Raw genomic sequence first — 22,650 nt, forward strand, 5'->3', positions numbered from 1 at the left:
CGGTCACTTGCCGTTGATCAGTTGCAATGCCTTTTCCAGCGGCTCGTCGCGCCCGGCGGCAATGCCCAGGATCGTGGGCTTCACTTCCACTTGCGGAACGATGCCGATTTGCTGCGTTTCGCGGCCGTCGGGGTAGTAGACGCCGATACCGCTAATGCCCGTACGTAGTCCGCCGGGCAGCACGATCGGCGATACATTGCCGTCGGCACCGGCCGTTGTACTGCCGATGACCGTTACATTCGACGCAGCCGAAAACGCCATTGCGGTGTATTCCGAATGGCTAATTGTGTTTTCATTCACAATCACGATTACTTCGCCCTTGTAGTTATTGGGGTTGGTTTTGCCGAGTTTCAGCTCTGGCGACCAGGTGAACAAGCCGGGCGTTTGCGGACTGCCTATTGTGAATTTTACAAAAGGTTTAGCCTCCGGCAGCAGCATTGGTCCAAATGAAAATGCAATAGCGTCGGTAGGGTAACAGCGCAAATCGACAATCACACCCTTGCTTTTTTCTATCTGCGGCGTTAGGGCAGGTAAATAGGCGTTTTTGAATTTACCCGGGAAAATGTAAGCTACGTCTTGTCCGATCATTTTGAAGCAAGTGTCCTTTTTATTGTAATTGGCATAAGTATCAATCTGGCTGGATGGGTAAAGCGAAATGCTCGTTTTTTGTACTTTTCCGGCCCGGTTAATCGTGATAGCCAACGTAGAATCGTTGCTCCGGAGCAGGTTAGGGGCAATGGCTTTCAGTTGCATTACGTCGTTGGAGGCTGGTGTGTAGGGCTTTTGCTCGCCGATGATCCCGTCGATGGATCTGCCATTGATCGATTCGATCGCGTCGCCGGGTTTCAGCCCCGATCGCTCACCCAACTGAGCATTGTAGTAATCGATCACAACCGGTTTTCCTTCGACAAAGCTAAGCTGCACGGGTGCATAGTTCTTTCCGAAATATTTGTCCAGAGCCTCGTGGTTACCAAATAGGTTCGCATGGGAATCCTTCACACGGGCAATCAGCGCGATGGCAGTGAGCTTGTACTCCGTTTCATTCGCAGCCATCACGAACCTGGGCACAAACTCGTTCAATACCGCATACCAGTCTTCGCGAATAAGAGGCTTGTAAGGGAAAAAATACTCGATCATGTTCCAGTAGCGGAACAGCGAAAGCAGCCTGAAACCCGGGTCGGGGTAGGCCATTTCCTGGTAGGTGTTCTCGTTTTTAAAATCGGGGTTACCTGCATTCGGATATGCGTCAATGTAATAATGCTCGCCCGTGCGCTCAGCCTGGCGAATCGAGTCGAGTCGGGGTGAAAGTGTTTTTCCCACATTGTCCAACCATGCCAGGTCCGGTTTAATGACCGCATCGGTTGGAATGGTCACGGAGGAAAGCTTTTTGATCGGCCCGAATTTAACCAGCCAATTGGCGAGCACGCGCTGCCGTTCCGCATCGTTTTTGGCAGTAATGTACGGCGAGGCAACGCGGAAAAGCTCGTAATCCATGTTGAAATTACCGTCTGCTACGGCCGGATGATGGTATTTGACAAATCCCCAAATCCTGCCCAGTTCCGCGAGATGACCGGTTTGCTCTTTGGATAATGGGTACCCCGGACCAAGCGTGAGTTTGGATCCGCCGTCGAATTCCTTGTCGAGCGCGGCGGGAAACGCCTTTTTAGGAGGAGCTTCCGTAAAAGGCTTCCCGTCCACGAGCAATTCGAAATCATCCGCCCAGACCGTTCCGGGCCCTACCAGTATCGCGCCCAGGTAAATTTTGTCGGCACTCGCAGGCAGCTTCATTTTAATGCTGTATTGTTTCCAGTCTTCGGTTCCTCGTATGCCCTTTGCTTGCCCATTGTCGAGTTGTAAAATGTCCGATTTGCCGTCTATCCGCATCATCAGACCGACCCAGCCCTTTGTCACACCACTGAATTTGAGGTAGCCCCGTAATTCGATTTCTTTGCCGCCAAAGGTGACGGGGACCGGGTTGGCTGCACTACCGAATTGGATATTGTCCATAACCGCCGGTGCCTGGATGCGCAATGCTGCCTTCCCTTTGAATTTTTCCGTTGTATCCACCAGAAGCAGGTAACCCTTTCCCCATTCCATCCAGGGCCGTGGGAGCTTTTTGGAATCTGCTGGATTTTCGAAGTCGAGATTGAGATCTGTTGACTGAACTTGCTGCGCGATGGAGGCTGACGTGCAAAGCAGCGAAACGAGCATTGCTAGAATGTATCGCATGAGTAAGGTTTTTCTTTGTAAAAGAAGGGTTACTAATACTAATACTGTAACCGAATGTGAAAACAATGTTAACTATCACATTTTAGTGTAAAAAGAACAAGCCCCGCGTAAACATACCGCGGGGCCTTCTGATACACCAGACTTGTTCCTTACAATGAATCTGCTATTTGGTTTTTTCCAAACGGAGGATATAATCGATGCCGTCCACAAACTCGGCCCCTTTGGTCAGTTTATCTGTTTTGGGATCATATTGCCAGATATAATCCTTGTCGGCAGCATTCACAGCGATATATGCATTGCCGTCTTCAACCACCACGGCATTCACCATACGCTCGCCTTTGTCGGCAGGAAGGTCCAGCTTTTTGATAAATGTTCCGCTTTTAACGTCGATGACCGAGAATGAATGGTCTGCGTCGATGGACTGGCCCGCTACACGTGTGCGAACGATGGCTTTGCCGTTTCCGATGTACCACATAGCCGCTCCCATTCCATTGCTTGTTTTGGCTGAAAGATCGAAGTAATAGCTCGCGTCAAGCGTAGTGGCGCCATTTTTGATGCGGTAAACCACCGAAGGGGATTTGTAATCGTAGCCGCTCACAGGGTCGCTGACGAAATAAATGTCGCCGTTTTCATCCTTGAAAGATGCCGGTGCATACACGATCGGTCCGCCCGGAGTAGTTGTACGTGTCTCGGTGATGATACTTTCCACTTTCATCGAAGGGTAGCCTACGACCGCCACGTTGAAATCCGGATTTACGGGCAACGGATTCTGCGACCAGTCGGAGAAAGAATAGCCATAGCCGAGGAACAACTTGCCGTCGCGATACTCGGCGAATCCGAAATTGTAGCCGGTGAAGCCTGCCGGTTTCGGTTTCAGGTCGAGCTTGCCGGTCGTAAGCGTCATGTCGGCTACTTTCACGATCGCATAACGCCCTTCTCCCTCCGCATCGCCCAGGATAACGAGCGTTTGGTCGTCTACCCACACGTATGAGCTCCAATTCAGGAATGTAAATGGCACTTCCTTGTCGATTACCAGTGAACCGTTTTCAACATGGTATTTACCAAAACGGCCGCTGCCGAAGTTGGCGTGGTAGTAGAAACCGTCTTTCTGGATAATATCCTGAGCATAAACCTTGCCCGTCATTTCCGCACCGTTTCCTTTGAGGCTGATGGAACCGCTGGTGAGTGAAGGCACGTCCGCAATGTAGTAGGCGGTATTAGGCCAGGCGCCCACGCAAAGGATGGCCGAATATTTGCCTTCTTCCTTCACAGGCGTATTTTCGTTGTCGGAGCTATCGCTGCATCCGTTGAGCATGACTGCGGTGAGTGCAACGAGCATTGCTTTTGCCGGGTAGCTGAAAAATCTGTTCATTTTTGGGTGTTATAGATAAAATTGGAGTTGCTTAATGGATGAAATACCGGAGTTTCAACGCGAATGCACGACCGGGTTTTTGCAGCCTGAAATTATCGTAGGCCAGGTCGTCGGTAAGGTTGCGGCATTCGGCCGACACATTGTAGCGACCATCGGCGAGTGAATAGCTCAACGTCGCATTGTGGATCAGCTGGCTCGGGATCGTCGACTTGCCGTTCACATTTCCGAAAGCTTCCCAGGTCAGGTAAAACCAGTGTACATATTGCGTAAACCAGCTGAATTGCAGGCGCGAGCCCTTCGTAAACACATCGCTTTTCCCGATGCCGAAGTTGGCATTGCCGAAGAACCACGGCTGGTTGGGGATCTTGTTCTTGTAAGTCGCTTCGGGCACATTGGAGGCGGTGCTGCCGAATTTGGTCATGTTAACCGCGCTTTGATAGGTCGCATTTATATTGAAAGAAAGCAGGTCGGCGTAATCGTACCGCAGCTCGGCCTCGAAACCGGTCACGCGTACATTCGACTTGTTTTCGTTTTTCAAAGCCTTCGAGCGCTGGTCGGCAACAGGGTAAATAAAATCGGATGCATTGCGGTAAAAGCCTGCCGCTTCGGCGAAAAAGCGGTGCTTACCGGTACGGAAGCCATAGTAGGAGCCCAGGTTCACATTATCGCTGCGCTCGGGTTTGAGGTCGGGGTTGGGCTGCACATTCAGGCCATCACCAAACACTTCTTCCACTTCCTGTAAGCGGAAAGTATGTTCGAGGGAGAGCTTCAGGCCGAAGTCGGGCAGGATTTTGTAGCGCGATGCCGCGCCGTAGCCGTAGTTGGGGAAATTGTCTGTCAGCACCTGGTAACCGCCGTCGATCCACTTCTTCCGTTCGAGGCCCAGGCCATAGTATTTTACAAAAAAAGTGTTTGTCCAGCGTTTGTCGAGCAACTCCTGCTGATAGGCGAGTCCCAGGATTTGCTTTGTCATAATCCCCGGCATATCGTCGCCGGACACGAGTAATTCATTATAACTCTCGTTTTTGAGACGGTCGATTGTATAGTTCAGGTTAAATGAATGCCGCTCGCTGAGCGTGTAGCTCGCATTCGCACGCAGGAAGGCACGCGGGCGGATGATGTGCGAGAGCGACTTAATGCCGCCCATTTCGGTAGCGCCCTTGGTCGTCCAGGACCCGTCCCAGTAATATTGGCGGAGCAGGGTGTCGACGGTCAGGAATTTATCGGTTGAAAGCGAAGCAAATAGGTTGACGTCCAGTCCATTCAGCAATAGATTGCTCTTTTTGTACCGCAAAGTCCCTGTCGACGACTTTCCTTTTCGCTCCACATTGCCGTACACGATGGCCTGCTCAAAACCGGTCTGCTGATCCTGGCGGCTCTCCGAGTACCCGAAGCCGGCATACAGTACATCCGCCCAGCTTTTGTTGGAAATACCCACTTCAACCTGCCCCATACCCGAGCGGTAACGGTCGTGGAAGCGCTTCACGTCCGTGATCACGAAGTTTGCGCCGTTGAGATCGGTAATCTGGTCGCCATTGCGGGTACCTCCTTCGAGGATCTCGACGCCTCTCATTTTATAGTTGTTGTCGGAATAATTAAAAAAGCCGCTCGCTTTCACGGTAATACCCGTCGGCTTGTGTACATATTGCGCTGTAAGGGCCGAACGGTGGGTGTTAAACGAGCCGTAGCTGTGGCTGACGTCGAGGTAATTGGTCTGTTTCTGGTTGGTGATCACATTCACAGCACCACCCATGGCATCAGAACCGAGCTGCACAGGCACCACGCCTTTGTACACCTCGATCCGCTCCGAGAGGTTCACCGGAATGTTGTTCAGCGACATCGCGCTACCCATTACCTCCATTGGTACGCCGTCGATGAAATATTTCACCGCCTTACCGGAAAGGCCGTTGATCGAAAAGTTGAAGTTCGATCCCAATCCACCCTGTTCGCGGATACGAACGCCTGCGCTGCGGTTGAGCACCTGGTTGAGGTCGGCCGTCGTGTTCTGAAATTGCTTCGTCTCGATCGCATTCACCGTGAACGCCTGCTCCTTCACCGCCTGCGTTTCCGTTTTGCCGTACACGCTTACCTCGTTCAGGTTTTGCTGGTTTTCTTTGAGCTGGAAATTGAAAGCAGCTGTCCTTCCGGATTGGATGACGACCGTTTGGGATACTGCTTGGTAGCCCATCAAAGTAGCCTGCACGGCATAGGTACCTGCTTTCACGGGAGGTAACTCGAAAAATCCGTTTGCGTCCGTCGTAACGCCATGCGCCGTTTTTAAGATTGAAACGGTAACTCCTGGCAGCGCCTCGCCGGATTCTGTTTTGACATAACCGGAAACCGACGGCACTTTTTGGGCGAGGCCGTTCAGCGCGTTAAAACTGATTGTGATCAGGAGGAATAAAAATATAGATGAACTGCGTGGCATGAGGTGTTGATTCTAATATCACCCCTTAGTAGCACCAATACACAACACCCGAAGGTCGGGTTTGGAAAAAATGGAATTTTTAATCGTAGAAGCCGTAGCGTTTCTTGATTTTGCCTTTGATTGTCGTAGAGCAGGTGATCTGGCGTCTGATGACTTCAAAATCTTGCTGATCGAGCCTGCCTATGATGACTGTGGGGCGGTTTTGAATGATTGTACATATTTCGGTACGCTCGATGATTTTGAGTTTTGAGCAATCGACAAACGAGGTATGATCAAGGTAATCCCGACCGGCAGCGTCGAATTCGATATGTTGGCATTGAAGGTCCAGATTGAAGTTGACCTTCATATCGAGTTCGGTATTAATGTATACCGAAGCTAGCGTCAGGCTGTCTGCCGACTCACCGACAATGATGAAACGCTTGACTTTGGGTGGAGTCGTATCTTTGACCATCATCCGAAGGACGGTCCCGATCAATGAAGTCATTTGAATGATTCCGGGTCGGTATGATCATTCAAATTTGGCTGAATGGATCAGCAGCTGATCCTCAATGTACTTGACCATATGGCTGTCTGCGCCTCCGGCCCTGGCCATCGCGATGGGGCTTATCTCTTTATCTCTCGCCGTCTGGTTCCAAGCCTCGTCATGCGATTTGTCTGTCAGGTCGTTAAAGCTGAGATTTTGGTTTTCCTGCACAGATTCGTCAATGCATTTCATTTCTGATTCGGAAAGGAAATCGAGATCCGGATCGGCAACTCCCTCGATGGAAAAGCGGTCTAATGCTGAAAAATAGCGTGCATAGGTTACACCACCTTCTTTCACGCTCTTATAAATATCATAAGCAATGGACGGTACGGGTCCATTCTTCATCGCATGGTAACGATCTTGCGAAACAGCCGTTCCATATCTGACCAAATGCTTCTGTTCAGCGAAGTAAAGGATTTTGAAGAGCTTGTGGATATCGGAGCGCCCGCCAAGCTTTTGCAGAATGTAAAGTAGTAAGTGGATTGTCCCCTCGATTTTTTCTTCAAAAGCGTCCATAGCTCAAAAAAGGTTTTCCTGGTTAATGGTTACCTGAGTGCAGAAGGAATGAAGGAACAATTGAGTATGCAACAAATGTATGCATGTTTTGGAATTTTTACAACCCATCTGGATTTTTTCCAAATTTTCTTAACACTCCCATAACCCCGCTCTGACACCCGGATCAGTAATTTTGCCGCCCACATTACTTGTACATTTTTACCAACCACCCAGACTAAACCCAATGGATTCAAGAAGAGATTTTATTAAAAAGGCTGCTATGCTCGCTGGCGGCGCAGGCGCAGCGAGTTTGTTCCCCGAGTCGGTGCAGCGGGCGATGGCAATCAGCCCGGCCCCCGGTACGACCTACCTCGACGCCGAGCATGTGGTGATCCTAATGCAGGAAAACCGATCGTTCGATCACTGTTACGGCAAATTGCAGGGCGTGCGCGGCTTCAACGACCCGCGTGCGATCGATCTGCCGAATAAGAACAAGGTGTGGCTGCAAACCGACCTGAAAGGCGATACCTACGCGCCGTTCCGCCTCGATATTAAAAATACCAAAGCCACCTGGATGCATGACCTGCCGCACTCGCGCGAGTCGCAGGTGGACGCCTACAATGGCGGGAAATATGATAAATGGCTCAGTTCCAAACGTTCTGGCCATAAGGAATACGCCGAAATGCCGCTGACGCTCGGCTATTACGACCGCGAAGACATTCCGTTTTACTACGCGCTGGCCGATGCATTTACGATTTGCGACCAGAATTTCTGCTCGTCGATGACGCCCACGCATCCCAATCGCTATTATCTCTGGTCGGGTACGATCCGTGAAAAGCCGGAAATGGACTCGCTGGCGGTGGTGCGGAACAGCTATTTTTCCATCAACAAACCCGTGAAATGGAAGACCTTCCCGGAACGTATGCAGGAAGCCGGTATCAGCTGGAAGTTTTATCAGAATGAAGTGGGCGCGGTGATGCAGTTCCACCCAGGAAAAGGCTCGTGGCTGAGCAATTTCGGATGTAATCCCTTGGAGCGTTACGCGCAGTATCGGGTGAAGTTTTCGAAGGATTTTATCCACTATGCACAATTGGAAGTGGAGAAGATCAAAAAGGACCTGCCCGCATTGAAGGAAAAGCTAGAAGCGGCAACCGGCGCGGAAAAGGACAAACTGACGAAGTCGTGGGACCAGCGGAATGCGCTGCTTGAAAGGCTGGAAACGGATTTGGCAGAGCATAGCGAAGAGAATTTCAGGAAACTTTCGGTGTTTGAGCAGGAACTGCACCGCAATGCATTCGTAACCAACCGTAACGACCCCGATTACCTCGAACTTTCGTCCATGTTTTACAAAGAGGGTGATTTGGGCAAGAAGATCGATATGCCGAAAGGCGATATCTTCTTCCAGTTCCGCAAGGATGTGAAAGAAGGCAAGTTGCCAGCGGTTTCGTACCTGGCAGCGCCCCAGAATTTCTCGGATCATCCGTCGGCGCCCTGGTATGGAGCATGGTATATTTCCGAGACACTCGATATCCTCACCAAAAATCCAGAAGTGTGGAAGAAGACTATATTTATTCTTTGTTATGATGAAAATGATGGCTATTACGATCACGTTCCGCCATTTTCTATCCCCGACCCATTGAAGGCGAATGCAGGAAAAGTATCTGCGGGTATTGATATCAAAGCCGAATATGTAACGCTGGAACAGGACGAAACCCAGGTGCCCAAGGCGAATGCACGGGGCGGTGCGATCGGATTAGGCTTCCGGGTACCGCTGGTGGTCGCATCGCCGTGGTCGAGGGGCGGGAAGGTATGCTCGCAGGTTTTTGACCATACCTCCATTATTCAGTTTCTGGAAGAATTTACGAGCCATAAATCGAAGAAACAGGTCCGTGAAACCAATATTACGGAATGGCGCCGGACGGTCTGTGGGAATATCAGCGCGGTTTTCCAGCCTTTCGATGCCTCTGCCTACAAAAAACCGAAGCCGGTAAACCGCGAAGAAATCCTGACGACCATTCACAAAGCACAGTTCAAGGACGTGCCTGCGAATTTCAAGGCGCTCAATGCAGCAGAAATTGGTAAGATCAATGCAAGCCCGGCCGGATCGCCATTTTTGCCCAAACAGGAACCCGGTACAAGGCCCTCGGTCGCGCTTCCTTACGAACTGCATGTGAATGGTGCGCTTTCAGCGGATAAAAGTGCTTTCGAGATCCGCATGCATGCCGGGAATAAGGTATTTGGCCCAAAATCAGCCGGAGCGCCTTTTATCATTTATGCCATGAACCCTTATGAAGGCGAAGTGCTGCGGGTTTGGAATTATGCCGTGAAAGCGGGCGATACGCTGACGGAAAACTTCAAGCTGACCGGTTTCGAAAATGGAAGGTACCATTTGCGGGTATATGGTCCCAACGGTTATTTCCGCGAGTTTGCGGGTAATGCACAGGAACCGGACGTGGCGGTATCTTGTGGGTATGTTTTGGATAAAAAGGGCAAGCCGACGGGTGAGGTGGAGCTTGTTGCTGTGAACAACGGGAAAAAATCTTTAAAGCTGCATATTGTTGACAACAGCTATCAGCAGAAAAACATCGAAGTAAGCCTGGCCGGTGAAGCAACAGTGAAAACGCTTGTCCCCACGGCACAAAGCCACCAATGGTATGACTTTAACGTCGATCCTGGCTCCGGTGACTTGTTGAGGCGTTTCGCCGGACGTGTGGAAACGGGGAAAGAAAGTGTGACCGACCCGTGCATGGCCCACGCTATGAGCAAAATTTGATTGAAAACATCAAGAAATCGCCGGGTTAGGCTTAAAGCACTAGTCCGGCGATGATAAGCTATTACTGCTGCGTTTCCCTTACTTCGGCGTAGCCATCGAACTCGTAAATCGGGCAGCTGGCGGCGATTGCGGTGGCTTCGTCCAGGTCTTCGGCTTTGAGTAGGAGAAAGCCTCCGACGATTTCGGTACCGACCTGGTGAATGCCTTCGCTGGCTTGTCCGTCCCTGATAATCCGGCCGTTGAGCGTCAATCCGCTGCCGCCCGCGAGCTTGCCTTTCGCCCCCCATTCTGCAAACCATTTCGCCCAGTTTTCGCGGTGTGCGGCGATTTCTTCTTCGGTGTGGGTGCCCTGCCGACCGTCCGGCTCACGGAAAATGACAATGTAATTTTTCATAGTTTTTCAGGTTGAAGAGAATGCTTCAAAAGTAGCAACTAGCTTTAATCCGAATGCCTCCGAAATGCCTTTTTAATCACTATTTAATGACTACAAATGACACTTGTGTCACCGCGCCCTGTTCTGCTCCGTTTCACCGGTGGACTTACTATTAAATGTAATTTTCCACGACCGCCCGAAACGGTACGAGGCACTCATCCCGAAATATGCGGTGGAGTAAGTGCGGTGATAGTAAATATTGGTCGCCCCCACGCTGTATTTGCCGTGAACATGGCTTTTGTGAAAAATGTCATTGGCCGTGAGCCTGATTTTCAATGTGTTCCTGAAAAAATCCTTCTCCACGCCAACGGTTACGGTCGATCGGCTGAAATCATGGTAAAGTCCCTGTGACCTCTCGCTGAGGTACCAGGCCACGAGTTGGATTTTGAAAAGATGATTTACATCAAAAGCATTATTGGTGTAAGCATAAACCTGAGGCCTGGGTTTGAGGATTTCAAAGCCGTATTCATTGTCAACCAGTTTGTTGCGGCTGATGGTTACCGTGTTGGTCGTGCTCCACCAGTTAATGTTGAATGTGGCCGAGGCGGTGAGGAAAAGGGAATGTTCCTTTGCGAGGTTAATACCTTTGAGAATGTAGCTGTTCGGCGAATCTCCGCGTAATGCGGCGCCGCTGATTTTGTCCTTCGTGTAGGTATAACCTCCGCGGACGTCGATTTGCTTGTACTGCACACCGGTTTCAAAAGTATGAATCTTCTCGGGCTGCATATTGGGATTGCCTTCGATCGTCGTAAAAGGGTCCTGGTAAATTACAAACGGATTGAGGGCCTGGTAACGTGGGCGGGTGATTTTGGAAGAGTAAGAAATGCGGCTTTGCAGGCCATTAGCGAAGCTTTTACTGATAAATACATTGGGAAAAACATTGAAATACTTGTCCCCGATATTCTGTCCGCCCCGGGCCGTAGTGTTGAGGGTGTAGGTAGTGTACTCGCCGCGCGCACCCGCACCGAATTGCACATTATCTTTCAAACTTCCCTGGTAATTCAAATAAGCCGCTGGGATTTTTTCCCGGTACCGGAAATTGCTGCTAAGAGTCGGATCGGGCAGGAAAGGGCCATCTTCTGTGGAAATCATAAAGCCGGTACCCGAGCCATTGTCGGCAAAGCTGAATTTCGCGCCGGTTTCCAGCTTATGGCCGTTGCGGAATGCTCTGGTGTAATCGAACTGGGTGCTTGAAATGCTGATGCGGACCAGCACGTCGTTCAGCAGGTTACGGAGGCCGGTACTGTCGCCGCTGAGGCTGGTTTCCGCAATTCTGTCGTGCTGGTCGGTTTTGAAACGGGCATACTGGCTGCCGACGAACAATGCGGAGCCCAGCGTGTCGAGCGCCCGATGGAAATTGAGGGTAAGGGCATGGTTCCAGCGTTCTTCATCTTTGGCAATACGGCTTTGGTAAAAACTGCTTCCCGAAACGTCGGTGAGCGCATTGCTGCTGTTTTGGCTGCCGCCCTGGCTGTTCAGGTTGCCTTTGTAGGTCAATGATAAATAGCTGTTTTCTTTCAAATTGAACTGCACGCCCGCACCGAAATTGGAGTAGTTGCGCATTTTGCGTTGCCAGTCGGTGGTGAGGTCTGAATGCAGGTATTCGGTGGGAGAGGGGCGGGTGCGCATCGTATGCAGCACTTCACGGTTGTTGCCGGTCTGCAGGGCGTAGTTAGCTTGGAGCGAGAGCCGGTTGTGCATATATTGAGCATCGGCAAGGGTATTGAGTTCGCTGCCCGCGAATTTGGTATAGGCGTATTGCTGGGTTACCGAGCCTGTCATGCCGGCATTAACGATCGGTTTTGTAACGATATTGATCACCGCCTTGCCCTCGGCATCGTACTTTGCCGACGGGTTGGGGATCACCTCCACGCGGGTGATACGGCTCACCGGGATGGCGGCCATTTGCTCGTAGCTGATGGCCTGCCCATTCAGGAAAATCAATGCTTCGCCGCGCCCTGCAACACCCGCGCGCCCTTCGGCGAAAATAATGCCCGGCGACCTTTCGAGCAGTTCTCTGGCCGACGTGCTGCCTGCCAGAATGCTGCCGGCAATCTGTACCTCAGTGGTTCCGTTCGTGCCTTGCCGCACGAGCGGCGCCTGCCCGCGGACGGTTACGTCCGCGAGCGCCTGTACGTGCTCATGCAGGAGGATTGTGCCGAGGTCAATATGCGTGCGGCCTTCCCGACGGATGACGATGAGCGTGTCGGTAAGACCAATGCCGCTGACTCTTAGTGCAACCGTTTCGTGGTCGATGCCGGTGAAAACAATGCGGCCGTCTTCGAACGGGGCGCCTTGCAAAAGCGCCGAATCGGGCAGCGCCAGCAGCCGGGCGTAAACGGCGACCTGCTGCCGGTTTGCCCCGACGGCGTTACCCGAAACCGAGTAGCGGCTTTGGGCAATGGAGTTTTTAGTAAAAAGAAAAACAATGAGGATAAGGATACCGGAAAACTTCATGGCGGATACGATGGATCTGATTTGAAGCAAAAATCCAAAGTCGGCCGTTGCCGGAGGTATGTAAAAGGCGAATCAGGAGTACGGATTTATAAATCAGTACTGTGTTAATCAGCAATCGGTTGATTGATAGTTTGTTGATAAGACGACGGCGTGGCTCCTTTAACCTTCTTGAATGCCGCAAAAAAGGTCGATTTGGAATTAAAACCCACCTCATAACCGATTGCTTCCAATGTAAGGTGTTGCTCCGTGGCGATCATTTTGCAAGCCTCGGCGATGCGCCACTCATTGATATACGTCGTGAAATTCTTACCCAGCCGGTCGTTCAGCAATGCCGAGAGCTGGTGGCCCGAAATCTGTATTTCCCGGGAAAGGTCGTGTAGTTTAAGGTCCGGGTTTTTGTAAACTGCTTTTTCTGTCATGACCTTTTCCAGCCTGTCGAGCCATATTCCGGCATCGCTTTCATTGAGCTTTTTCGCGGCCGGTTTATCAGGCAAAAGCAAAAACAGCTCGTCGGTCTTCTTTTTGTAAATCACCAGCGTGATCATCAGGTAAAGGATCAGCGAGAAGGCAATGGAGCCGCTGATGTACGACGCGAACGGCGCGTTGATCAGCGAAGAAAAGTACAAAAGGAATATCAGCACATTACCCAGGAAGATCATCGAAATCCAGGTCTCTGCGGGCTTCATGGTATAGGAGCGGCTGAATTGTTTTCGGAGCAAACCCCGGACCAGAATCCCCGAAGCCAGCAGAAAGCCAAACCATTGCACATATATCGCCCTGGCAATCACCTTGTTCCATAAGGCCGGGTACTGTTCGTAAGGCCACGCCATGCCCACACCCAGGGTAACTACTGCGAAGGCTATGAGCGTCCATATCCAGCTTTTAGGCAGTTTTTCCAGCGGCGTTACAGCCGAACGCACGAAATAGTACAAAAACGGTCCGATGAAAAAACAGGCGGAAAGGCCTATTTGCAAATAAATTTTAGGCAAGGCCCCATCGAAATACAGGCATACCGACTTGGCGATCCGGATGCTGGACGCCAGTAGCAAGCCACCTAGGAAGCTGTTGGCGAGGTATTTTTTTTGGGTGAAAAATAGCAGGAATATCCCTAGAAGAATGCCGTTGAAAGCACCCAGCGCACTGAAAAAGAACAGGATCTCTTTACCTATATTCATGATGCAAGACCGATTGTATTCCAAATGTAACTGTTTGGCAACCGGTTTTCAAGCCGTATCTGCCACTTGTCCGGTTTGATACCACGGATGTTCGGAATCGGACATGCAACCGGCAGTTTAAATTCACAAAAACACCGTTTTGAAGGCCTTGGAGGATATTTTTCAAATTTGGCACGGCATTTGCTCGACATAATCGGAATAAATACTTTTGGCCATGAAAAGAACATTTTTGGGTGAACTGGAAGAGGTTATACTGCTGACGGTCGCGGTGTTGGCGGAGGAAGCCTATGCCGTGACTGTCGCGCAGGAGCTTGACCAGAAAACCGGGCGCGCTGTCGGGTTTAGTACCGTGCACACAACCTTGCAGCGGCTGGAAGAAAAAGGGTACCTGTCGTCTGAAATGGGCGGGGCTACTGCCGAGCGGGGCGGCAGGCGCAAACGGTTTTTCCGCGTTACTGCGTTTGGCCGCAAGGCTTTGCGGGACGTGAAAGAAGCGAGGGAGACATTATGGAATGCGATGTCGCCGCAGACACTCCAATTAATGGGCAATTGATATGAACCCGAAGCAACATGCTGATCCGGGCCCCGCTGGGCCCCGCCCAGTCGGCCCGCCTCGCTGGGCTGCCTGGCTGCTATCGCGCTGGTCGCATCCCGATGCCCGGGAAGAATTACAGGGCGATATGCTCGAAATGTATGCCTGGTGGCTGCAAAGCCTGGGCAAACGTGCCGCCGACCGGAAATATGCACTTACGGCGCTCCGGCTTATGCGGCCCCTCGCCCGCCCGAAACGCGCAACCGACTATTCCGAAACCTATTCATTCAGCCCGGCCATGATCCATAATTATTTCAAAATCGCTTTCCGTAACCTGCTCAAAAGCAAAACTTTTTCTGCTATTAATGTCTTTGGCCTCGCGCTGGGGATGGCTTGCAGCCTGATGATCATGCTCTGGATCCGCGACGAACGAGCCGTCGATGCGTTTCATACGAACAAAGACCAGCTCTACCGAATTTACATGCGGGAGTATTTCAGCGGCAAGGTGCAGGCCGTAATCTGGACGCCCGGGCCGCTTGCCGAGGAATTGAAAAAGTCGGTGCCCGAAATCGAGATGACTACGCCATTTTCGTGGACCAACCAGCACACATTCTCTGTTGGCAGCAAGATCCATAAGCAGGCTGCAAACTGGGCAAGCAGCGATTTTTTCAAGATGTTTAGCTACAAGTTGTTGCAAGGCACTGCGGAAGGCGCATTGCGCGACCGCGGCAACATAGCCATCTCGCGGAAGATGGCCGGGGCGTTCTTCGGAACCCCGGAGGCCGCAATAGGGAAGGCCATCCGCTTCGATAACCGCAAGGAAATGACCGTGTCGGCCGTTTTTGAGGATATCGGGGCCAACAGCACGCTTCAATTCGACTGCCTGATGACCTGGGATGCCTATGTCGACGACAATGGCTGGGCCAAAGACTGGGGCAGTACCGATCCGCTCACTTTTTTCAAGCTACGGAAAGACGCCGATCCTGCGAAAGTGCAAGCCAAAATGCTCCACTTGCTCGACAAGACCAACCGCGACGGGGGCAAGCCGTATAAAACGCAGCTTGCCATGCAGCCTTTTCAGGAATATTATCTTAACGGCAACATCAAAGGTGACAAAATGGACGGTGGGCGCATCGAGTATGTGCAGTTGTTCACCTTCGTGGCGGTATTTATCCTGCTGATCGCCTGCATTAACTTCATGAACCTTGCGACCGCGCGTTCGGCGCGCCGGGCGAAGGAAGTGGGCGTCCGGAAGGTGGTGGGCGCGATGCGTTCGATGCTGGCCGGTCAGTTCATGGGCGAGGCGCTTTTGATCGCCGGACTTTCGGCCGTATTGGCCGTCCTGCTGGTGGCATTGCTGTTACCTGCATTCAACAGCCTCACCAGCAAGCAAATGGCACTACCTTGGTCGCAGCCGTCGTTTTGGGGAGTGATCGTGGGCTTGCTCGTTGCGACAGGCCTGCTGGCGGGCAGCTATCCGGCACTGTTCCTGTCGTCGCTCAATCCGGTGCGCATTCTCAAAGGCGCGTTAAAATTCGATTCCAGCTCGGTGTGGGTGCGGCAGGGGCTGGTGGTGTTCCAGTTCGGCTTGTCAGTGATCCTGATCGTCGGGATGATCATCATTTACAGGCAGGTAGGTTTTGTGCAAAGCAAAAACCTTGGATTCGACCGTGAAAACCTGGTCTATTTCCCGATCGAAGGGGAGCTTTTCAATAAATTTAATCTGTTGAAAGAACAATTGACACAAATTCCCGGGGTAAAGCAGGTTTCGCATATGACCGCCACGCCCGCTTCCAACGGCAACGGTACCGAAGGCATTACCTGGCCCGGCAGCGACCCGAATGACCAGGTGAGGTTCACGCCGGTGGGAATAGGGTATGATTTTACCAAAACAATGAACCTGAAAATGGCCGGCGGCCGTGATTTCTCCAAGGAATTTCCAACAGATTCATCGGGAGTGCTCGTCAACGAAACGGCCGTGAAAGTAATGGGGCTTAAAGAACCGGTCGGCCGGGAAATCAACTGGGGCAGATCGAAAGTCCGCATTGTAGGGGTTTTGAAGGACTTCCACTTCCAGTCGCTGCACAATGCTATTCGTCCGCTGATCGCCTACCTGGGTGCCCGCGAGCCGCAGGGAAGTGTCGTGATTCGCATCCAGGCTGGCAAAACACCCGAAACATTGGACGCTATCGAGCGCATTTGCAGGAAACTCAACCCGGCAGTGCCATTTACCTATGCATTTACGGACCAGGAGTATGCACGCCAATACCAGAGTGAGCAAATCGTCGGGAAGTTGGCGGGTTACTTTGCTTTTCTGGCGATATTTATTTCTTGCCTCGGGCTATTTGGGCTGGCCACATTCACCGCCGAGCAGCGTACCAGGGAAATCGGCGTGCGTAAAGTGCTGGGCGCGTCGGTGGCGGGTATTGTGGGTCTGCTTTCCAAAGATTTTCTGAAACTGGTGCTGATGGCGATCGTACTGGCCTCCCCGGTAGCCTGGTATATTATGAAACAATGGCTGCAAGGTTTTGCCTATCAGATCGATATCGAATGGTGGATGTTCGCGCTGGCCGGGGTTGTTGCGGTGCTGATCGCCGTGTTTACGATCAGCTTTCAGTCGGTTAAGGCAGCGATGATGAATCCGGTAAGGAGTTTGCGGAGTGAGTAGGCCGCGGCGCGGTTAGTCGGTGGTTAGCCATCGGCAGTATACTTTTGGATACCGGGTCGACGGCCCGATTCTGGAATCTATATTTGGTGTTGCTGGTTTGATAATTGGGTGGGTTTTAGTCCCGCACAAACGAAAATCAGCACTTAGCAAACATCATGGAAATAGGAATCAGTATGTTCGGGGATTTGGCTTTTAATGACGCCACCCGCTCTTTTCAGTCGCCGCAAGAACGCTTGCGGGATATGTTGGAAGAAATCAAACTGGCCGATGAGGTCGGGCTCGATGTGTTCGGAATAGGCGAGCACCATCGGCCGGATTTCGCCGTTTCGACGCCCGAGATCATTCTCGCGGCGGCGGCTTCGGTTACCAAAAACATCAAACTAACCAGCTCGGTGACGGTATTGAGCTCGGCGGACCCGGTACGCGTTTACCAGAATTTCTCGACCGTCGACCTCATTTCGGGCGGCCGTGCGGAGATCACGGTGGGCAGGGGTAGTTTCATCGAGTCGTTTCCGCTTTTTGGGTACGATTTGAACGATTACAATGGCCTGTTTTCCGAAAAGCTGCAATTGTTAAAGGAAATCAATGAAAATGACGTGATCACCTGGAAAGGGAAGTTCCGCGCGACGCTCGACAGGCAGGAGGTATTGCCCCGGGCCGTGAACAACAAACTGGAAATCTGGGTGGCAGTTGGTGGCACGCCGCAATCGGTAGTGCGCGCTGCAAGGCTCGGCCTGCCGCTGATTATCGCGATCATCGGTGGTATGCCGTCGCAATTCCAGCCGTTTTTTGAACTATATAAAACTGAATATCTGGAGGCCGGCCACGATCCGGCGAAAATGCAGGTAGCTACGCATTCGCACGGATTGGTAGGGCTGAATGGGAAGGCGTTGAGCGATACGTATTTTCCCTCTTATGCTGCGCAGATGGACCGGGTGGGCCGCAGCCGTGGCTGGGCCCCTTACACTCGTGCCCAGTTCGAAGGCGGACAAGGTCGCGACGGCGCATTGTTCGTAGGCGAGCCTAATGAGGTGGTGGATAAGATATTGTACCATCAGGAGATGTTTGGCCTCACGCGCTTTCTCATGCATACGGACGTGGGTGCGCCTGCGCACAAGGACCTTATGAAGTCGATCGAACTGCTCGGAACGCACGTTGCTCCGGCGGTAAAAAAGGCTCTGGCAGTTAATTCATGACGCTTTTTTGAGCGGGTGACGCAAATGCACCCGCTTTTTGTCGCAACAGGCATCGCTCCGTTTCCCGGAAACCCGGCAACTTTGTAACATCAATCATCAATAAAAAACACAAAGAGAAATGGAAGCGACAACACAACCTGTAACAGTACAAGCGAATATCAATGCACCGGTAGCGGACGTATGGAATAAATGGATTGCGCCGGAGCATATCACCCAATGGTGTTTCGCATCCGACGACTGGCATGCGCCTTTTGCTGAAAACGATGTGCGTGTAGATGGAGATTTCAAAACCACCATGGCAGCGAAGGATGGCAGTTTCAGCTTCGATTTTGGCGGTACTTATACCGAAGTGGAGGAAAATCGCTACCTGGCCTATACCATGGGCGACGGCCGCAAAGTGACGGTATCGTTCGAACAGCAAGGCGACGGAACCAAAGTTGTAGAAGTATTCGATCCTGAAAATACGCATCCGGTTGATTTTCAGCAGGCTGGCTGGCAGGCGATTCTTGACAACTTCAAGAAATATGCGGAACAGTAGATCTTCCGGATCTTAACAACTTATCAGGCCAGCGGCCCGGTCAGCACGACCGGGCCGCTGTTTTGTTTACCTAAATACAATACTTTTTGATCATATCCAGGTCGTACCCTTTCTCGCGCGCAAGGCGGTAGAGGAATGGGAGGAACGGGTTGATCAATGCCTTTGTGCCGGAAAGACGCATGTCGGAGATCATCAGGATTACGGATGCGCGCAGAAGATCGTCCCAGGTCCTTATTTCTGCCCTGCCGTCGTTAGCGAGGCCGTAAAGCATTCGTAATGAATATTCAAATCCTTTATGGCCCGGCTCGATCACGACGCGGAAGCGGATAGGCTTGCTGCCGGGGTTAGCGAAGTTGTGCGGCATGCCGATGGGTACCGTGTATTGTTCGCCGGGTTCGAGTAATAGTTTGTTTTTCCCAATCTGCACTTCGAGAGCACCTTCGATGGGAATGAATGTCTCCGTAAAATTCAAATGCTTGTGCAGGCCGTTGCCGCCACCGGGGCGCAGCTCGATCTCCATGTCTGTCAGTCGGTTACCGCTCTCGGCGGCTGTGGTGAGGAAAGTGACGGTGTATTCCGGATTGGCGATGATGCGTTGCAGTGCCTTCGTTTCGATGAGTTCCTGTTCGGTAAAAGTTTCCATGGCATTTTGACTAGTTTTGATTGATGATACAAAATAACCTGGGCCGCTGCCGGTAATCCGTGACATTTTGCGACAGGAATGTGACACTTTGCGCCAATTGCAGATTTAAGGAATGACCGAATGACTGAATGTTTTCAGGATTGCTCAGGCATTCAAAACTAATTTTCATATGTACGGGACTGTCCGTGTTTTGAGGTACATCGTTTATTCTGCCGTTGAAAAAGGCGCAGATCTGGGCCGGTTGTGTACTGCACTGGGCATCAGGCCGGGCGAGCTGAACGATGCGGAAAAGCGGATCGAAGGTCTCATGCCGATTATTGGCTTATGGACCGAGGCAATCGTCTCGACCGGCAACGCCGCATTTGGATTACATATCGGCCACACCAATAACCCGGCCATTTTCGGGGCGCTGGGTTACCTTATGCAAAGTTGCAGGAATATCAAGGATGCCTATTCCGAAGTGGTGAAATACCAGCAGACGGTTTCCGGCTGGATCTCCTATGATGTGGTATTCGGTAAAGAACTCGAACTGATCTTTAAAGTTCACCCGCTTTGGGAACAAGCGTCCCCTGAAACAGCCCGGCAAGGCGTTGAAATGGCTATCGGGGGCGTGTTGAACTACTTTTATATTCTCACTGGCACAAAAAGATACCCGTTGCGCGCCGAACTGGCTTATCAGAGCCCGTTGCCGCGAAGCGACTATGAGCAAATGCTGAAATGCCCCGTCAGTTTTGGAAAGGCACAAAACCGGGTGATTTTTGAGGGAGCTCTGGCGGAAATGCCGCTCATCAGTGCCGACGAATCTTTGTATGCCTCATTTGCCAAAATTCTGCGCGACAAATGCACATTGAGCGGGCAGTCCGCGCGGTTTAGCGAGCAGGTGAAAACAGTGATCACCCGCGATTTTGGAGGCAAAATACCTTCCCTTGAAATCATCGCCGCACATATGAACGTGAGCGACCGCTCGTTCCAGCGGCGGTTGCAGCAGGATGGGGAGAGTTACCGCTCGCTGGCGGCAGAAATGAAGAAAGAGCTCGCAGTTAACCTGTTGCAAAATACCGACGCCACGGTACACGCTATTTCGGAGGTTTTGGGCTACGCCGAAGCCAGCGCATTCCACCGGGCATTCAAGAATTGGACGCAGACAAGCCCGGTCCGGAGGAAGCATTCACTGGACTGACCAGAAAATAGTAGATCACAGTTAATGCTACTTTATTTACTTTTGATGTTCAGAATTCAAAAGTAAATGCAATCCCGAATAACATCCCGTCTTACCAACCGTCAAAAATGGGAACTTGGTCTGGGTCTCGCGGTCATATACGTGCCTATACGCATCTATATGAACGTTTTGCAGATCGATATGCCCACTTTCTGGCACCGGCTGCCGCTATGGACGATGGAAGTGCTGTTCAGCATTGCCTTTTTTATTCTCTGGATCAATGTGATCGAGTGGCTGCAATATTTCACTTCCCGCTTCCTGGGAGAGGATTTTCCGGAACGTCATCGTGTGGTGAACCAGGCCATTATGCTCATCGTCGCGATTGGCCTGGCCATGGTGTTCAACCATTGGTACCGCTACCTATGGCATTGGATGGAGGCGGTTTTCGATAAAAAGAGCTTTGATGTACTGCCCATTACCCTGAACAAAACCCCGGTGCTGAAACAGCGGGCGAATACGAGCATTACTGTTATGGCGCTGATGGCGGAATACTATCTTGCGGCCAACAAGCGCGTGTACGAGCGCCTGCAAAGGGTGGTGATCAACGAGGAGCGTTTGCAGAAGGAGAATGCAACGGCCCATTTCAATGCGTTGAAAAACCAGGTAAGCCCGCATTTCCTTTTCAACAATTTCAGCGTGCTCACTACGCTCGTGGAAACCAATCAGGAGCTTTCGGTCAAGTTCATCAACCAGCTTTCGAAGGCTTACAGGTATATTCTCGAGAAATCGGTTCACGATTCGATCAAACTGGCGACGGAAGTCGAGTTTCTGGAAACCTATATGTTCCTGCTGATGATCCGGTTCGAGAATAAGCTGCGTCTGGATGTCCGCATTTCCTGTCTGGAAAAAGAAAAATACTCGATCGTGCCGCTCACCTTGCAGTTGCTGGTCGAAAATGCGGTGAAGCATAACCGCATGTCGGCCAGCGCTCCACTGCTGATCACGATCGGCGTGGACGATGATTACCTGGTGATCAGCAACCCGCTGCAAGTCCGTGACCTGCCCGAATCTTCTACGCGCCTCGGGCTTCAGAATATTGTAAACCGCTATAAGTTGCTGATCGATAAGCCGGTAATGGTCGACAAAACCGATGGTTGTTTTACCGTTAAAGTGCCGTTGCTTTCATGAATGTGCTTATTATAGAGGACGAGTCGCTAAGCGCCAACCGGCTGGAAAGCCTTGTCGGGAAATACGATCCCAAAATTAGGGTGATGGCGAAACTGTCATCGGTGAGGGAAAGTATACAATGGCTGACCGACGCCGGCAATACACGACCGGACCTGATTTTCATGGATCTGCACCTGGAAGACGACCTCGCATTCAAGATCATCGAGGAGCTGAAACTGACTATCCCCATCATTTTTACGACAGCCTACTCGGAGTACACGCTTAAAGCATTCAAAGCGAACGGCATCGATTATTTGCTGAAACCGGTCGATAAGGCCGAACTTACGGCGGCGATCGACAAATTCGTTGCATTGCATGCCAAAGCAGCGGCTACTCCCGCACCCGATTTTGCCGCGTTGATGGCCATGTACCAATCGGGTAATGAAGAGGGTTACAAAGAGCGTTTCCTGGCATCGGCGGGCCCTAAACTTTTCAGTATCCGCACGAGCGAGATCGCCTATTTTACCATTGAGCAGAAAGCGACATTCCTCCGGACTTTCGATGGCCAGCATCTGGCGATGGATTACAGTCTCGACAAACTCGCTCAAATGCTCGATCCCAAAGAGTTTTTCCGCATCAACCGCTCGCTGATTATCGCATTGAACAGCATTCGCTCCATCTACACGGTTTCGGCTGGCAGGTTAAAGCTCGAACTTACCCCGGCGGCCGCGCAGGAGGTCTTCGTGAGCGGCGACCGAATGGCCGATTTCAAGCAGTGGCTCGGTAAATAGCCACCCCGGTTGCACTACGGCAACCGTTTGCGTTCTTCCTCTCAAAGCGGGCATTCGGCTCCGCAAATCCG

The 22,650-nt window shown here is 51.5% G+C and carries 17 protein-coding genes; 8 read left to right on the top strand and 9 right to left on the bottom strand.

Going from position 1 to position 22,650, the window contains the following annotated elements; all coding sequences use genetic code 11:
* Positions 1–3: 3 nt before the first annotated feature.
* The 5 genes from ACTJJJ_RS02900 to ACTJJJ_RS02920 form a co-directional block, all read right to left on the bottom strand.
* Positions 4–2,229 carry a S41 family peptidase gene (locus ACTJJJ_RS02900; RefSeq protein WP_188930852.1) on the bottom strand — a complete coding sequence of 742 codons (2,226 nt, stop codon included), beginning with the start codon at positions 2,227–2,229 and terminating at the stop codon, positions 4–6.
* 163 nt (positions 2,230–2,392) lie between these two features.
* The gene (locus ACTJJJ_RS02905) at positions 2,393–3,601 is read right to left on the bottom strand and encodes a DUF4374 domain-containing protein (RefSeq protein WP_188930851.1); all 1,209 of its coding nucleotides are present in this window, start codon (positions 3,599–3,601) and stop codon (positions 2,393–2,395) included.
* A 31-nt stretch (positions 3,602–3,632) separates the two neighbouring features.
* Positions 3,633–6,029 (bottom strand): TonB-dependent receptor, encoded by a 2,397-nt coding sequence (locus ACTJJJ_RS02910; protein WP_188930849.1) that lies wholly within the window; start codon positions 6,027–6,029, stop codon positions 3,633–3,635.
* A 79-nt stretch (positions 6,030–6,108) separates the two neighbouring features.
* Positions 6,109–6,513 carry a hypothetical protein gene (locus ACTJJJ_RS02915; protein WP_229221700.1) on the bottom strand — a complete coding sequence of 135 codons (405 nt, stop codon included), beginning with the start codon at positions 6,511–6,513 and terminating at the stop codon, positions 6,109–6,111.
* A 24-nt stretch (positions 6,514–6,537) separates the two neighbouring features.
* On the bottom strand, positions 6,538–7,068 hold the full coding sequence (locus ACTJJJ_RS02920) for a Panacea domain-containing protein (protein WP_188930847.1): 531 nt from the start codon (positions 7,066–7,068) through the stop codon (positions 6,538–6,540).
* A 223-nt stretch (positions 7,069–7,291) separates the two neighbouring features.
* On the opposite strand from ACTJJJ_RS02920, the gene ACTJJJ_RS02925 reads away from it, so the two are divergent.
* Entirely contained in the window at positions 7,292–9,820 is a 2,529-nt protein-coding gene (locus ACTJJJ_RS02925) for a phosphocholine-specific phospholipase C (protein WP_440701419.1), read from the top strand.
* A gap of 61 nt (positions 9,821–9,881) precedes the next feature.
* Here ACTJJJ_RS02925 and ACTJJJ_RS02930 read toward each other — a convergent pair whose 3' ends face one another.
* The 3 genes from ACTJJJ_RS02930 to ACTJJJ_RS02940 all read right to left on the bottom strand — a co-directional run bounded on the left by ACTJJJ_RS02930 (position 9,882) and on the right by ACTJJJ_RS02940 (position 13,885).
* Positions 9,882–10,214, bottom strand: a complete 333-nt coding sequence (locus tag ACTJJJ_RS02930; RefSeq protein WP_188930838.1) for a YciI family protein — start codon at positions 10,212–10,214, stop codon at positions 9,882–9,884.
* Positions 10,215–10,322: 108 nt separating this feature from the next.
* A complete protein-coding gene (locus ACTJJJ_RS02935) occupies positions 10,323–12,710 on the bottom strand; it encodes an outer membrane beta-barrel family protein (protein WP_188930836.1) in 2,388 nt (795 codons plus the stop codon).
* Positions 12,711–12,814: 104 nt separating this feature from the next.
* Positions 12,815–13,885, bottom strand: coding sequence for a helix-turn-helix domain-containing protein (locus ACTJJJ_RS02940; RefSeq protein WP_188930834.1), 1,071 nt, complete (start codon positions 13,883–13,885; stop codon positions 12,815–12,817).
* A gap of 214 nt (positions 13,886–14,099) precedes the next feature.
* Between ACTJJJ_RS02940 and ACTJJJ_RS02945 the strand changes: the two genes are divergently transcribed.
* The 4 genes from ACTJJJ_RS02945 (at position 14,100) to ACTJJJ_RS02960 (ending at position 18,819) form a co-directional block, all read left to right on the top strand.
* Positions 14,100–14,438, top strand: a complete 339-nt coding sequence (locus ACTJJJ_RS02945; RefSeq protein ID WP_188930832.1) for a PadR family transcriptional regulator — start codon at positions 14,100–14,102, stop codon at positions 14,436–14,438.
* Between the two features lies 1 nt (position 14,439).
* Entirely contained in the window at positions 14,440–17,085 is a 2,646-nt protein-coding gene (locus ACTJJJ_RS02950; protein WP_229221698.1) for an ABC transporter permease, read from the top strand.
* Positions 17,086–17,240: 155 nt separating this feature from the next.
* A complete protein-coding gene (locus ACTJJJ_RS02955; RefSeq protein WP_188930830.1) occupies positions 17,241–18,281 on the top strand; it encodes an LLM class flavin-dependent oxidoreductase in 1,041 nt (346 codons plus the stop codon).
* 118 nt (positions 18,282–18,399) lie between these two features.
* A complete protein-coding gene (locus ACTJJJ_RS02960) occupies positions 18,400–18,819 on the top strand; it encodes an SRPBCC family protein (protein WP_188930828.1) in 420 nt (139 codons plus the stop codon).
* Between the two features lie 70 nt (positions 18,820–18,889).
* Here the strand turns inward: ACTJJJ_RS02960 and ACTJJJ_RS02965 are convergent, their stop codons facing one another.
* Positions 18,890–19,462, bottom strand: a complete 573-nt coding sequence (locus ACTJJJ_RS02965) for a cupin domain-containing protein (RefSeq protein WP_188930826.1) — start codon at positions 19,460–19,462, stop codon at positions 18,890–18,892.
* Between the two features lie 169 nt (positions 19,463–19,631).
* Here ACTJJJ_RS02965 and ACTJJJ_RS02970 point away from each other — a divergent pair, with 169 nt between their 5' ends.
* From ACTJJJ_RS02970 to ACTJJJ_RS02980, 3 genes are all read left to right on the top strand, one after another.
* The gene (locus tag ACTJJJ_RS02970) at positions 19,632–20,642 is read left to right on the top strand and encodes an AraC family transcriptional regulator (protein WP_188930824.1); all 1,011 of its coding nucleotides are present in this window, start codon (positions 19,632–19,634) and stop codon (positions 20,640–20,642) included.
* Positions 20,643–20,708: 66 nt separating this feature from the next.
* A complete protein-coding gene (locus tag ACTJJJ_RS02975; protein WP_188930822.1) occupies positions 20,709–21,809 on the top strand; it encodes a sensor histidine kinase in 1,101 nt (366 codons plus the stop codon).
* Positions 21,806–22,579 carry a LytR/AlgR family response regulator transcription factor gene (locus ACTJJJ_RS02980; protein ID WP_188930820.1) on the top strand — a complete coding sequence of 258 codons (774 nt, stop codon included), beginning with the start codon at positions 21,806–21,808 and terminating at the stop codon, positions 22,577–22,579. Before ACTJJJ_RS02975 ends, ACTJJJ_RS02980 begins: the two co-directional genes overlap by 4 nt.
* Positions 22,580–22,650: the final 71 nt, after the last annotated feature.

It is taken from the genome of Dyadobacter sp. 22481, from assembly GCF_052044875.1.
GTDB classification, from domain to species: Bacteria; Bacteroidota; Bacteroidia; order Cytophagales; family Spirosomataceae; genus Dyadobacter; species Dyadobacter endophyticus.

Bases quoted from the DNA above. Each gene is read 5' to 3' on its own strand.
- ACTJJJ_RS02955 (WP_188930830.1), top strand. From the start codon at position 17,241: ATGGAAATAGGAATCAGTATGTTCGGGGATTTGGCTTTTAATGACGCC.
- ACTJJJ_RS02935 (WP_188930836.1), bottom strand. From the start codon at position 12,710: ATGAAGTTTTCCGGTATCCTTATCCTCATTGTTTTTCTTTTTACTAAA.
- ACTJJJ_RS02980 (WP_188930820.1), top strand. From the start codon at position 21,806: ATGAATGTGCTTATTATAGAGGACGAGTCGCTAAGCGCCAACCGGCTG.
- ACTJJJ_RS02920 (WP_188930847.1), bottom strand. From the start codon at position 7,068: ATGGACGCTTTTGAAGAAAAAATCGAGGGGACAATCCACTTACTACTT.
- ACTJJJ_RS02950 (WP_229221698.1), top strand. From the start codon at position 14,440: ATGAACCCGAAGCAACATGCTGATCCGGGCCCCGCTGGGCCCCGCCCA.
- ACTJJJ_RS02970 (WP_188930824.1), top strand. From the start codon at position 19,632: ATGTACGGGACTGTCCGTGTTTTGAGGTACATCGTTTATTCTGCCGTT.
- ACTJJJ_RS02900 (WP_188930852.1), bottom strand. From the start codon at position 2,229: ATGCGATACATTCTAGCAATGCTCGTTTCGCTGCTTTGCACGTCAGCC.
- ACTJJJ_RS02975 (WP_188930822.1), top strand. From the start codon at position 20,709: ATGCAATCCCGAATAACATCCCGTCTTACCAACCGTCAAAAATGGGAA.
- ACTJJJ_RS02905 (WP_188930851.1), bottom strand. From the start codon at position 3,601: ATGAACAGATTTTTCAGCTACCCGGCAAAAGCAATGCTCGTTGCACTC.
- ACTJJJ_RS02915 (WP_229221700.1), bottom strand. From the start codon at position 6,513: ATGACTTCATTGATCGGGACCGTCCTTCGGATGATGGTCAAAGATACG.
- ACTJJJ_RS02940 (WP_188930834.1), bottom strand. From the start codon at position 13,885: ATGAATATAGGTAAAGAGATCCTGTTCTTTTTCAGTGCGCTGGGTGCT.
- ACTJJJ_RS02930 (WP_188930838.1), bottom strand. From the start codon at position 10,214: ATGAAAAATTACATTGTCATTTTCCGTGAGCCGGACGGTCGGCAGGGC.
- ACTJJJ_RS02925 (WP_440701419.1), top strand. From the start codon at position 7,292: ATGGATTCAAGAAGAGATTTTATTAAAAAGGCTGCTATGCTCGCTGGC.
- ACTJJJ_RS02910 (WP_188930849.1), bottom strand. From the start codon at position 6,029: ATGCCACGCAGTTCATCTATATTTTTATTCCTCCTGATCACAATCAGT.
- ACTJJJ_RS02960 (WP_188930828.1), top strand. From the start codon at position 18,400: ATGGAAGCGACAACACAACCTGTAACAGTACAAGCGAATATCAATGCA.
- ACTJJJ_RS02945 (WP_188930832.1), top strand. From the start codon at position 14,100: ATGAAAAGAACATTTTTGGGTGAACTGGAAGAGGTTATACTGCTGACG.
- ACTJJJ_RS02965 (WP_188930826.1), bottom strand. From the start codon at position 19,462: ATGGAAACTTTTACCGAACAGGAACTCATCGAAACGAAGGCACTGCAA.